Source organism: Terasakiella sp. (assembly GCF_048267425.1).
In the GTDB taxonomy this organism is placed as follows: domain Bacteria; phylum Pseudomonadota; class Alphaproteobacteria; order Rhodospirillales; family Terasakiellaceae; genus Terasakiella.
The window spans coordinates 61,033-74,467 of the sequence record NZ_JBLWXN010000006.1 but is presented as its reverse complement, the minus strand read 5'-3'; the positions used below and the strand labels follow the sequence as shown (position 1 = coordinate 74,467).

Genomic DNA, 13,435 nt, shown 5'->3' with positions numbered 1-13,435 from the left:
TTCCAACGTAAGTTATTCTTTTACCAAATAGCATAAGCCGGGGTAATTTTGAGTGCGGCGTACAGAGTGCCCGTATTTACCGATAATTTCTTCAGCGTAAACTTTGCCTTCCGCCGGAATTGTGTTGCGTGTTAATTGCCAGAATGCAACAACCCCGCCGGGGATGAGGCGAGCCCATACTTTTTCAAAGGCATCCAATGTCGGTACAAATGAATTAACATCAAAGAAAGCAAGCGCAACAAACTCGTGAGCATTTTCTGCAAAAAACTGAGGGATCGTTTCGCAGCAATCACCTTTTATAACCTTGTGTTTGCCATTGTTGTGTCCCATTGCATTGTTTTGTTCGTGGAGGCATAGCAAATCTTCTAAAAATGTTACGTAGTCATCGCCGCCGACACCATACGTTCCATCCTTATGTAAATCAGTTGCTTTATCTTTTTCCGAGAAACCTTTATAGCCTTCGAAAGTATCGAAACAAACAATACGACGGTTGAAATGCAACGGCTCGTAAATTGCTCTAAAGTTTTCACAGAGAACAGCTGTTTGGCCCCGCCATGTTCCGATATCCAGAATAGCGCCCGGTTTATCAATGATCATTTGATAAATTTCAGCTGTCGCTAAGATGCGAGCTAACAAAGATCCTCTCAAGAACAGGCCTAATGAACGTTCTTTTTCATCATCAGTTGCTTGGTACTCATTCATCTTATGAAATAACGCCATTCTGGCGTCCAAGCTATCTTCTGATGAGTAGCTGACTACAGCCGATTCATGTTTTTTCATTTGTCTTTTCCCGTAGCTGAAATGAACCCGTTCGTATATTCTTCACGGATAATATACAGTGGGCGGTTTTGAACTTCTTTAAAAGTCTTTGATATGTAAATTCCAATTAAGCCCATACAGAAAAGTTGTATTCCAAACCCTATGAGACCTAAAGAGATAAACGATGCAAATCCAGACGCGAAGTTATAACCTAGTAGTTTTTCGATAACAATATATAAAGCTAACACCAACCCTAAAGTTGCAACAATGAAACCGAAAACCGCAACTAAAGTCAGGGGTCTGCTTGAGCAATATAGGATCCCATTAATAGCAAGTATAAGGCGAGACCAAAAATTGTAAGAAGATTTTTGATCAATACGTTCACGATGTTCTATTGGAATGTATTTGTGTCTAAAACCTAACCATTGATCCAAACCCTGTGGGAAGCGAGATTTTTCAGTCAAGCTGTTATAGGCATCGACGAACTTTCGGTTCATAACTCGCAGAGGGGATGTGTTTTGAGGTGCATCGAATTCTGTTAAGAAACGGAAGAGGCGAAAATAAAGATGAGCCGTTACCTTATTAATCCACGGACTTTTTCTCTCCGAATACTGGCCGACGACCAGATCATAATCTCCCTCGACCATTGTTTCACACATGGTGGGGATGTATGAGGGGGGGTCTTGCATATCGACATTCATACGAACAACGAATTCACCTTTTGCCTCTTGTAAACCACATGCAATGGCGGAATGTTGTCCGAAATTTCTAGATAGGTCCAAGACTTTTACAAAATTATAGGCCTTACTCAGGCTTATGAGCTCATTTAGGCATTCAAGGCCACTGCCATCGTTAATAAAAATAACTTCCAATATGCCATTGAGTTTGTCTGTCTTTAAGTAATTTGACATGACAGATTTGATTTCAGCACAAAAAGCTGGAGCAAGGTATGAATCGTGATAGATAGGAACAACAATTGAGTACTTCATGTCAGAGGTCATATTAATTATATATACTTCATGTATTGAGGGCTATTGGGGCCACAATTAAATAACAAATCGAGGATGGAGACACCATGCTCAAAACTTCCCCAAAGTTGTGGATATTCTGAATAGCCAGAATAATCAAACCATGAGACTTCAATATTAGCTTCATTAAATAAGGAAACTTCTAAATAATCTTTTGCTGCAGGACCTGAGATATAGACTGACCCATTTAAGGCTTGGCAAAGAGAAACCAGTTTTTTCGTTTTACCTATGGGTAGGTCAAAATCTTGGCTGTTTTTAAACTGGGTGTTAATCCCTAAATAGGCACATATGGTCTTGATAAAAACAGTGTTTATTTCAGAAAGATTAGTTAATTTATCTTCTGCATAAAGGGGCTTTATCAAGTCTGATATTTCTTTAAAATAGGGGGCTTTTGCATAACTCACCTCTATAGATCGCCAATGCTTGCGTTTCCAGTTTGGTTGAGTGATTTCAACATCGCAGATACGTCGCGAAATATTGCTTCCAACGGGAATGCTTAGCCAATTCAGACCATTTGGTGTTTTAATTTTATTTCGATTACGCCAATCGTTTTTAGTAAATTGTACCTCATCGTAAAATACAAACTCATCTACAGAAGCAATCATGTCAAAATACCCTTTCCAAGGAATGTAATTTGACTGGAGTATCGCTACTTTCTTCATAATTTTAGTAGCCTTCTTTAGAGACTTGCAAAAGATACTGCCCATAAGGGTTGGTTTTCATTTTTTGACCGATTTCTTGTAGGTGGTCTTTGGAAATCCAGCGGTTTCTATAGGCAATTTCTTCTAAGCAGGCGACTTTTAATCCTTGTCTATGTTCAATGGTTTGGATGAATTGACCCGCTTCAATCAAGCTATCATGCGTCCCGGTGTCTAACCATGCAAAGCCGCGCCCAAAAACTTCAACATTGAGGGTATCTTTTTCTAAATAGACTTTATTTACATCTGTAATTTCAAGTTCGCCACGTTCTGAGGGCTTCAAATTTTTTGCAACTTCTATAACGTGGTTGTCATAAAAGTAGAGACCTGTAACGGCATAATTTGATTTGGGTTTTAAAGGTTTTTCTTCAAGAGATACAGCCTTGCCATTTTCCCCCATTTCAACAATACCAAAACGTTCGGGGTCTCGAACCTGATATCCAAATACGGTTGCGCCTGTGTCTTTGGCGAGTGCTTTATCCAATTTGTCTTTAAGACCCTGACCATAAAAAATGTTATCACCAAGGATAAGGCAAACATTATCATCACCAATGAAGTCTTCACCGAGAATAAAGGCCTGTGCGAGCCCATCGGGAGAGGGTTGTTCAACATAGGAGAGTTTTACTCCCATCTTTTGTCCATCACCCAAAAGGTCTTTAAAAAGTGGCATGTCTTTAGGTGTTGTAATAACGAGGATATCCCTGATCCCGGCGAGCATGAGAACGGATAAGGGATAGTAAATCATCGGTTTGTCGTAGATAGGTAAAAGTTGTTTGGACAGACCATGCGTTAATGGATACAGGCGAGAACCGGCCCCTCCTGCTAAAATAATACCTTTCCAAGCCAACGTTTTTCTCCCCTAAACCCCTTAGTTTCTAGCACTGTTTGACCATATTTTATCTTAATTGTCAAAACAATCATACTTCGTATTACGGGTATACCTACGTTTCCGTTTCTTCTGAACACAATGACCAATTTGCATCATGGATGAAGATGACATCATTAAATAATGGTTCTTCTAAGGATTGTGCAACCTTAATTTCATATGCCTTGGGATGTGAATCGTAGACACCTTTATTGGTGGTATAATGTTTAAGTGCTTCGGCAGACGTGAAATAACCTTCTTTAAAAATGGCAGTCGTTACAAAATAATCGCCTGCCCCCAAGAGGAGTTTATCGGTTTGAACTTCAATAACACCACTTTTGGGTTGGTTTGGTCCTATGTGAATGTCTTTGCAGAAGAAACGGTGACTGCGGACATTATCAGGTCGTTGAAAACCAAATACAAAAATGGGTTTTTCATCGATATCGTTACGGTTTACACGATAATGAAGCTTAATTTTTAAAGGGTCGCCAGGGGAAAAAACGTGGCAAGCGTCGCCATTCTCATTTTGGAATTCGACATTTGTGATCTCAATGGAGCGATTGCCATAACGCTCACTGGATAATTTTTGCTCGTTTTGTAGGCCACCGTGCCCATGTGTCAGCCGAACAGAGACACTGTTCCAGCCCGCTGAACATTCTATCATACCGGAATATTGTCGACGACCATCAGGATGAAGAACGGTGATTTTCATCGTTTCTTCCTGTTTGGCATAAAGGCTGACTTCTACATATAGTTCTTCTTCTTCTAACGGAGGCAAAACCTGTTCAGATGAAATGGAAAAAGGTGCCTGTAAAAAGACCGAACCATGCCCCTCTAAAATGCGCCCTTTTCGGTCATCTTGTTCAGCTTCTTCTCCCCATGAACCGTAATCGGTATGAAGGTTTATGCCGTTGCCGTTTTCATCAAGTTCATGCAAAAATGACATTTGGTGAAGTTCATTTTTAGAGTCATAAAAACGAATGGCTTCAAAGAGCAGAAATTGATCGTCGGCAATTTTTTCTTCAGAGAGTTTTATATTGCAAACGAGTGGTTTCGACTTTTGGGATAGGTTCTTTTTTAAGATCGCCAATCTTTTACGATCTAAACGTTGTTCTTCACGTTCTTTGATTGCCTTTTCATAGGCTGCAGCGACATCTTTACTGGTTCCATCCATTCGGATAGCGCCATTGTCTAGCCATAACATGCGAGGACACATTTTTTGAGCGGAATAAATGTCGTGCGTGACAAAGAGCAATGTTGTCCCTGACCCGGTTGAAAGTTCTTCGATGCGTTCCTGACTTTTGCGTGCGAAATAGGCATCTCCCACGCTAAGGACTTCATCAAGAATAAGCAGGTCCGGCTTGACAACAGTGGCTGCAGAGAAACCCAACCGAGAGACCATGCCTGAAGAGTATGTTTTTAACGGCTGATCGATATACTCTTCGAGTTCTGCGAACTCTACGATATCTAAAAGCATTTCTGCAATTTGTGCAGATGGGACCCCCATTTGTGCAAGGTATGCTTCTGCGTTTTGCCGGCCTGTAAATTCAGGATGAAAACCTGCGCCAATTTGTAATAAGGCCTGAACGGCAGAATTGACGGTTATTTTACCACTGGTCGGATTTGTAGCCCCGCTGATAAGGCGAAGCAATGTGCTTTTCCCAGCACCGTTCCGGCCAATAATGGAGATCCGTTCCCCTTTTTGAACGGAGAAGGAAACTTTGTTGAGTGCAACATGGAAACGTGCATTTTTAGGCTTGCCCCATAAACGCAACATTTCCCACATCCGATCAGACGGTTTGTCGAAAAGTCGATAGGTTTTTGTTAATGCCTGAACATCAATAAGTAGATCATTCATAATCGGTCATAAACGCCTTAAATCTTTGGAAGAAAAACGTCCCTAGAACAAGAAATACAAGTGCAATTGCGAGTGCAACACCCATACGGAACCAATCAGGGGAAACTTGTCCGAATGCCCCAAAACCAGTTCGATACATATCGATCATATAGTAGATTGGATTGATATCGACGATTATACGTGCTTTGCCGGGTACCATTTCAGGACGAAATCCGATGGGGGAGACAAAGATGAGGAATAAAGTGAACAACCCAACTATTTGTTGAACATCGGGAAATAATACCCCGAGCGGGGCCATAAATAACGCCAGCCCCACAAGAAATGTTGTGAAGATAACAATAGCAATTACGAGATAGAGGTTATGCCAACCTAGTGTATTGTTTATGGCGGCTATAATTAAGACAAGCCCTAAGCCAATCAGGTGTGGGATGAGTGCGATGAGCACTAACCGGGCGGGAATAATCTCAATCGGCAAAATAACATTTTTAACCAAATGTATGTTTTGTCTAATAGAGACCGATGCCGCTTGAATGACTTCCATAAATGCCAGATAGGGAACTAATCCGGAAAAGACATACAGAACATAGTCTAAGTCGCTGTAACCGGGAAAACGGACTTTAAATACAACAAGATAAACAAACAAGTAGATACATAAGAATAACAGGGGGTTTAAGAAAACCCATAAAGAGCCAAAAAAGGAACCTGAATATCTTTTTCTTAGTTCAATGCGGGTTGTCGATGCAATAACTCGTCGATTGCGTAATAACATCCCAAATAAGTTGGCTATAAAAGACATAAAATCTCTTATCTTTCCTTTTAAATCCTCTATTACCTTCGCTGAATATAGACTCAGGTCTCGGAAGAATGATTATTCATATGTATTTCTGCTACTTTCATCATATTGTCAATCCGGTCTTGAGAAATATCACCGGCCTTGATCCATGAGGAAAGTTTACGAATTTGACCATCCAATTTAAATTTAATCTGTTTAGCAGGTTGTTTTACGCCGTAAGAGGGGGAATATCCCGCTTCTTCGATCTGCAAGCTAACTTCCTGGTCAACGTTAAATTCACACTTGATACCGTTGTTTTGTAGTGAAAGGCTATTGGACGTATTGGTGCTGACATCGACACCGACGGCCAATGGTAAATTCCATTCAGCTTCGTTAAAGTTCCCTCCAATGAAACGATCTAGAATGACCAGTGAACCTGATGCAGTATCGTGAACAAATGTGCGCCAATGATTAGGGCCGCCAATACGTTTGTAACCATCATGCCAGCCACACCATACATAATATTCGCCTTCCGGACCTTGTTGTTCTACATGAGGTTCGGCTTCTGCGAACATACGGAAAATCCAGTCCGGGCGCATTTCGTTTTGTTCTACACCATCGAACATGACGGTTGCATGTGAACGTGTGCTGCGGAAATGGTTTCTCGCGGCAAAATCAGATGTATAGACATAACTGCCAGGGTCAACAACGAAGGGGGTACCTGAGAGGTGAAGTTCAAAAGACAAAAGGTCATTGTGTTTATGGTTGCCAAAACCTTTTGTTCCGACAATCGCGTTATTGATCAATAACCAATTGTTATTTGCATAATTGAGGCTTAATCCCGCATCTGCAAAATGTGCAACACGTTCAGGTGTGTTTGTCTTTTTAATGGTGCTTGTATCAAGCCCCCACCAGAAGGTTTCCCAACGTGCTTCGTCTTCGCTTTTTAAGTAGGACTGCCACGTATCATTCTTTAACAGTACGCTAGCCGGGCCATAAAGATGACGGGCATCTTGGCGGTCCCAACGACCATAATCTGTAAATATGTGCAGGCGACCATCATCAGCATCCCCGATTTGTGGCATGCGACCGTCTGGTCGTGTCAATGTGGACAGGAAGTCCAGCATCTTTGTCAAAACTTTGGCATAGCCTTCGGATAAAGGTTCGTCGCGAAGTTGGGCCATGCGATAGCCAGACATGAATAATTCTGTGACCAATCGGTGATAGGGAACAGAAGATTCATAGTCTGCACCGTCAGGGAGAACCTGTGCAATGATTTCTTTTTCATAAGCATCATGACAAAACTTACCCCATTCCTGACCTGCTTCAAGATCACTGAAGGCGTTCGCCATGATGTAAAGGCCTGCAACGTTTGACAGGAAGTGGTTACTTGTTACTTCGTAATGGTTTTCCAAATTCCTATAAATGAAATCGCCATGCTCAAACAAAGCTTTATAGGCTTCGTCCCAGAATGTCTTTTCAAATGGGAAGTTACATTCGCGTAAAATATCAAACGCAATGGCCATATTGCCAGCACGAATAGCTACATCCATCGTACAGGTCCAGTTGACACCAATACCAATAGGATTTGAGGCCATGAAATCTTTTAACTGATCTGAGATCTCACGTGCATATTTGAAATCACCGGTTAGGACATAAGCCTGCGCCAACAAGGGCCAATGTTGAAGACGGCCCAATTCCCAAGGATATTTGACGTCTGCATTTCCGGGGCGCATTTCAAACAAATTCCATTGTTTGTGAGAAATATTGCTGGGGAAAGTCAGATTTCGAACCGGGTCCAAATGCCAATTGATTGGTTTGTAATCATAAGACCCATTATCGCCCATATTGCTCGGGATAAACGTGCCGCTTCCAAGCAGGTCGAATTCATGACGCAGAACTCGGTCTGCCTCATTTAAAGTCGATTTCACTTGATCTGGACAATGACGTTTGAGGGGCTCCAGATCCTTGATGACAATGCCTGCATAAGTAAAGGCCGTTTGGCGACGATTGTCCACCCATGCAGTCACGGTCTGACCAGTAATTTTAAGCTGATCGTCAAAATTGTACTGGGGCATGCCCAGTTTGGTCACACCTCTAAGTTTTTCAAAACCTTGCTTCGGTTTTTTTGCGGTGACAATCAGTTTCCAGCCTAAGAAACGCTCAGCAACTGCTTTTGGGAGCCACTTTTTGACACGGCCAGGAATATCTAAATCGTCAATATCGCGTCTTGCAAAAGACAAGTTTGTGAAGCCATTGAAGAGCCGCTTCGCGGATGCCTTATCCCAGACGGATACAAGTTCACGCTTATCAAAATAAGTGATATCGACGCTACGTGACAGAACTTCGTTCATGGACCAAAGTGACAAACGGCCTTTTTTCAAACCACGACGGGCGAACCAAGAATACCAGTATTTAGCAGACCATTGGGAGAGAAGACCGACATAAGATCGTCCGCCAGGTTTTAAAACACGTCCAATTTCACTGACGACATCATATGGTGTTTTTTGCAATGAAAGTTTGGATACACAAATGACAATATCAAAGCAGTCGTTCGTGAACGGTAGATCATCCAAGGCAGAGGGAATAAAAGTACCTTCAAGTCCAAGAATCTTGAATTGAGCTTCAGCTTCACGCAAATTGACCGGGCAATAATCAACCATTGTCACCTTTGCACCATGTTCAGCGAGTGTGACGGCATCGTATCCATTGTCGCTGGCAAGGATGAGAACCTCTTTACCATCGAGCTCTTTTAACGGGAACTCTTCGCAAAGCCAGGGCAATTTCGTTTGGTAACGGTTTTTACGTTGTTGGCTGTACCAGGCGAGTTCACGCTGGCGGGCTTTAGTCTGGCGATCATTCATCTCGGTTTCATCGCCGAGGTCTTTTTTCTCCATCGTCGCTTCCGGTGCAGGGATTTCACCTGGTGGAATTTTTGTACCGCCATAGAGATGAAGAAGGTGTTGCCAAATCCGCTCAACGTGGCGTTTCCACGAGTAATGTTCGCTTACGGCTTTGACGGAATTTTCACCGAGCTTAGAAATTAATTCAGGGCGTTTTAACAAACCGCAAACGGCAAAAACAAAATCGTTTACATCAGCGGGTTCAACCAATACACCACGAGCATCCCCGACATCTGTAACGCTTGCCAAGTCCTCAGAATATAAGGATGGGCGCATGACATCGCCGATTTGTTCTAAATCACTGGCGATAACAGCACCGCCTAATGCCATATATTCAAAAAGTTTAGTTGGGGACCCAAAGAAACGGCTATCTACCATATGGGCGCTGTGGGGTGATATGAAAATATCACATCCCTTTAAAAGTCGGCAGCCTTCAGCTTGAGGAACCATTCCTGTTAATTTAACGCGGTCTTCCAGGCCGTTTTCTGTAACGGCGGTTTCGACCAAATGCTTGAACCCGCCATCACCAATGAGTAGGAAACGTGCTTCAGGATGTTCTGCGGCAATACGGGGTAATGACTCTGCAAGAACGTCAATTCCGTGCCAGCCGCCAAAGGTTCCAATAAAACCGATAACGGGGGCATTTTCATCCCATCCCATCTCGGTTTTAATGGCTTTTTTCTCGTCAACTGTTGCTTGTTTGTAATGGTCCGTGTCGACCCCATTGGGGTTGACCAGAATTTTACGAGGATCAACACCTCGACGAATGGCCATATCCCGGATTGCTTCGGAAACAACGACGATTAGGGCTGCCTGACGGAATGCAGCTTCTTCCGTTAACATGAAGGTGTCTTCATAATCGTAACCTTGAGTGTCAAAGCTACGTTTCATGGAAATTTCAGAACCATTATATTCCAAAATATAAGGAATACCAAGGTCGCGACTGATGCGTGCTGCGGCGTAGTTGCCCAAAATGAGACGTTCGTAAATATAAGCAGGCGGTTTATCCAGAGATTGGATTTTTTCTTTCAGGATTTCATAATAATGATCTGTCCCTTTCAGGACGTTGAGATCATTTCCGTGCTCACCTGGAGGGTCAAGTTTAACTTGTTTAATACCCAGCTCATCAATCATGGTGAGAGGATTGGCCATAAGGCAGACAAAATCTTCTGTGGCTTCAGAGAGTTCTTTGGCGACATAAGTCGTATGGCCGTAGCTGCCACCTGCGACAAGCGGTGCCCAGAAATCACCACGGAAATAAATCCCGGTACCATGAACTTTTGTTTCAGGCGAAGGATTGTCGGGCAAGTTGGAAAAAGCAATAGTTTGGAGATTTGGAAAGACTTGGTCAAAAGTTTGCGATACAGAAAGAGCCTGTTGCGCAGTCTCATCGAGAGAGGCTTCAGGCTCTGTACCGAATTCTTTTAGATGCCAGCGTGAGAAAAAACGAGAGGCATAACGCTGTGCAAAAAGGTGGTTCCATTGCCGTAGGCCCACGCGTTGCACAGTACCTTCACTGCCCCAATATATCCAAACCGGTTTTCCTTTTAGGGTTGCTTTTAGGGCGATCTTTAAGATCGCCCAAGGCACAACGCCGATACCGACAGAAAAGACAAGACCATCAGGGTTGCATTCTGCCACTTCTGCCAAGATGTCTGGGCAGGGTAATAGCTCAGGAACTGGTAACGAATGCTTTTGCGTACCATCGATCGAATATAATGCGAGCTCTTCAAACAGGCCGACATTAAGACTTTCTGCATCTACAAACAGAAACTTTCCTGCACCATTAGTCATTGTTCACTCGATTAAAAAGCAAATCTTCAATTGTCAAAGCAACGGCAGAAGTTTCTATGATTTCCTCAAATGGAATCGGTGCTTCTGTACCGTTTTCAAACGATTGAGCCAGTTGGCGCATTTCTTCGCCATGGCCTTTGTCCGGGTCGTTTGATTGCCAGATAGGTGATTCTTTAATGATTTCTTTATCACCTTCTTTTTTGACATTCGCACTGGCCTTTGTCAGGACTTTAAAGTCATCCACGACATATGCGTCTCCGTCTGCAAAGACCTCGATGCGTTCTTTCGGCATGCCTTTTTTAGGGCCGACAGCTGTGTAAATCAGGTTACAGACACTTCCATCTTCGTAGGTCAAAGTTGCGACGAAGTTGTCATTCTTCATATAAGGTGTGTTTGCCGTTGCAATGGCATGTGCGCTGATATCTTTGACAGGACTACGAGCAAGGAAACGGAAACAATCATACATATGGCACGCTTCACCGATATTGCGACCACCGCCTTGTTCATCCTGAATCCAGCTTTCTTTCGGGATATAGCCGCCATTCAATCGGTAATTTACCATAATCGGCCCCTGACGGGAGGCCAGTTCTTTGGCAATACGTTGCAGGGCAGGGGAGAAACGACGGTTGAAGCCGACCATCACAATCGGTTTTTTGTCTTGCGGGCACTCGTTGTAGGCAGTTTCCACTTTCCCAAGTTCATCCCAGGTCAAAGCAATCGGTTTTTCCACAAAAACATGTTTACCGGCTTTAATCGCGGCAACAGTTTGTTCGGCATGTTCATTGTGACGGGTGGCGATAACGACCATATCAATTTCGTCACTTTGCAGGGCGCCATCAATATTGGAGGCAAAAAGTGAGCAGCTATTTTGACGGGCAAAGTTACCCCCGCGAATAGCATCTCGACTGACAACACCACGCAGGAAGAATTTATCGCCTGACTTTGCCAAATTGGGAACAAGCATGGATTGACCAAAGGCACCTGCACCAACCAGCGCGTAATTGATTTTGTTTGGTTTAAATTTACGATGCCCCTGTAAAACAATAGTCGGATCATCGTGGTAGGCTTCTAGATTTTCGTTATCATAACGCAGAACAGCCGCGAGAGGCTTTTTCTCTGCATCTTTATCCATCAGCGCACCATAGACAGCAGGCGCGTCATCGACTTCGCCTTCCACGTCAATCATGGGCCCAATGACGATTTTCTTCTTGGCCAGCAAATCCAAGTAAGCTTCCATGTTGCGGTTCATTGTCCAGCGGACATACGCATAAGGATAGTCTTGCCCAAATTCTTCATAGTTACGGTCATAACGACCCGGTCCATAAGAACTGCTCATAAGCAGGTCAATTTCTTTCTTGTAGAAATCGGCACGCTTAACATCCAAACCGATGTCACCCACGATCACAACAACACCTTTACGGCGTGTGACTTGCATGGCTGTATTAATGACGATGTTGGATTTGGTTGCTGCTGTAATGATGGTGCGATCGACACCTTGATTACCTGTGAAGTTACGGATTTGCATCAGGAATTCATCCGGATTGCTTCCGCCGGCTTCCATGCCAAATTCGATTGCACGGGCAACACGTTCAGGGTCCGGGTCAAAACCGATCACGCGACAACCGTTAGCAACAAGAAGTTGAACTGTAATTTGACCGATTAATCCTAAGCCGAGGACACAAATTTTATCACCAAGTAGAGGGTCCGCACGGCGTACACCTTGTAAGGCAATAACACCAATTGTTGTGGAGCAGGCATCGCGTAAGTCTGCGCCTGCAGGCAATTTGGCAACCATGTTTTGTTTTACACAAATAAAATCTGCGTGGTTTGCTTGACCGGCACCGGAACAGGCGACCAAGTCACCGGGGGCAAAGCCTTCGACGCCTTCGGCGACTTCGATAAGTTCGCCAGCTGCGGCATAGCCAAGGTTCCAGCCGACTTGCCCCATTTCGCTAGGGGGCAGGCCACCTTCTTTGCGGGGGACTAAACGCACGGTTACAGATTCAAGGATGATTTTGCTGGGTTCCAAGGTGCCGGCGTTGGCGATAACCAAATTGACACTTTTGTTGTTCCCCGGGTCGACGAGAAGGCATTCATCCAGTTCACCGGAGGCAAAGGTTGCCGTTTCCAGCCAGTTGCTTTTGTCTTCACTCAAGAAACCAAAGACGGCCATGCCGGATAACATTGCACCTTTAATAGAAATTTCAGGGATGTAACCTTCGGGCACCGGGATGGGGGATGCATCAGCTTGATAAAGGGCTGGTGAGTCGTCAGTTGTCAGGTTTAGAACGCCGTTTTCAAAAGAAAATTCACTGGCAGCATTTTGCGTCCAAGTAACTTTTGCACCTTCAAGAACTGGCCTAACTTCGGCTTCTGCTTGTAAAGCTTTTTTTCGGGCAGCGCGTGCGTCAACTTTATTTTTTAAATATCGGAAGGCACGTTTGGGGTCAGCAATGGCTTTGCCTACTTTGCGTGCGCCGTCTTCTGCTTTTTCTTTGACGATTTCGATGTTTCCTTTTGGGGCTTCATCGGGTGGCATTAAACCGGCCACTTCCGTCCCTATAGAAATCATGGAATATTTCACTCGTACCAAAACTGAACCAGTTTGCAATGCTGGTTTCGGAGAACGAGCAACAACAACACCCTTTGAAGCACCTAATACCTGACGCACAATCCCTCACTATAATGTAGCTAGTTTCCTAATAAAACAGCTTTTAATTGACCTTAGTCCTGAACACAACATTTTTCTGGTTAAATC

At 43.7% G+C, this 13,435-nt stretch carries 8 protein-coding genes; all 8 read right to left on the bottom strand.

What is annotated here, in order from left to right; translation table 11 throughout:
- Positions 1 to 12 precede the first annotated feature (12 nt).
- The 8 genes from ACN0VA_RS10845 to ACN0VA_RS10810 all read right to left on the bottom strand — a co-directional run bounded on the left by ACN0VA_RS10845 (position 13) and on the right by ACN0VA_RS10810 (position 13,249).
- Positions 13 to 780 (bottom strand): TylF/MycF/NovP-related O-methyltransferase, encoded by a 768-nt coding sequence (locus tag ACN0VA_RS10845; RefSeq protein WP_417821169.1) that lies wholly within the window; start codon positions 778 to 780, stop codon positions 13 to 15.
- Complete coding sequence (locus ACN0VA_RS10840) at positions 777 to 1,748, bottom strand: glycosyltransferase family 2 protein (RefSeq protein ID WP_417821168.1); 972 nt, start codon at positions 1,746 to 1,748, stop codon at positions 777 to 779. The genes ACN0VA_RS10845 and ACN0VA_RS10840 overlap by 4 nt, the downstream gene beginning before the upstream one ends.
- A gap of 17 nt (positions 1,749 to 1,765) precedes the next feature.
- On the bottom strand, positions 1,766 to 2,449 hold the full coding sequence (locus ACN0VA_RS10835) for a WbqC family protein (RefSeq protein WP_417821167.1): 684 nt from the start codon (positions 2,447 to 2,449) through the stop codon (positions 1,766 to 1,768).
- A 4-nt stretch (positions 2,450 to 2,453) separates the two neighbouring features.
- Complete coding sequence (rfbA, locus tag ACN0VA_RS10830) at positions 2,454 to 3,332, bottom strand: glucose-1-phosphate thymidylyltransferase RfbA (RefSeq protein WP_417821166.1); 879 nt, start codon at positions 3,330 to 3,332, stop codon at positions 2,454 to 2,456.
- A gap of 94 nt (positions 3,333 to 3,426) precedes the next feature.
- A complete protein-coding gene (locus ACN0VA_RS10825; RefSeq protein ID WP_417821165.1) occupies positions 3,427 to 5,208 on the bottom strand; it encodes an ABC transporter ATP-binding protein in 1,782 nt (593 codons plus the stop codon).
- Positions 5,201 to 6,004 carry an ABC transporter permease gene (locus ACN0VA_RS10820; RefSeq protein WP_417821164.1) on the bottom strand — a complete coding sequence of 268 codons (804 nt, stop codon included), beginning with the start codon at positions 6,002 to 6,004 and terminating at the stop codon, positions 5,201 to 5,203. Before ACN0VA_RS10820 ends, ACN0VA_RS10825 begins: the two co-directional genes overlap by 8 nt.
- 53 nt (positions 6,005 to 6,057) lie before the next feature.
- The gene (locus ACN0VA_RS10815) at positions 6,058 to 10,677 is read right to left on the bottom strand and encodes a heparinase II/III domain-containing protein (protein ID WP_417821163.1); all 4,620 of its coding nucleotides are present in this window, start codon (positions 10,675 to 10,677) and stop codon (positions 6,058 to 6,060) included.
- Positions 10,670 to 13,249 (bottom strand): bi-domain-containing oxidoreductase, encoded by a 2,580-nt coding sequence (locus tag ACN0VA_RS10810; RefSeq protein ID WP_417821162.1) that lies wholly within the window; start codon positions 13,247 to 13,249, stop codon positions 10,670 to 10,672. Before ACN0VA_RS10810 ends, ACN0VA_RS10815 begins: the two co-directional genes overlap by 8 nt.
- Positions 13,250 to 13,435 lie beyond the last annotated feature (186 nt).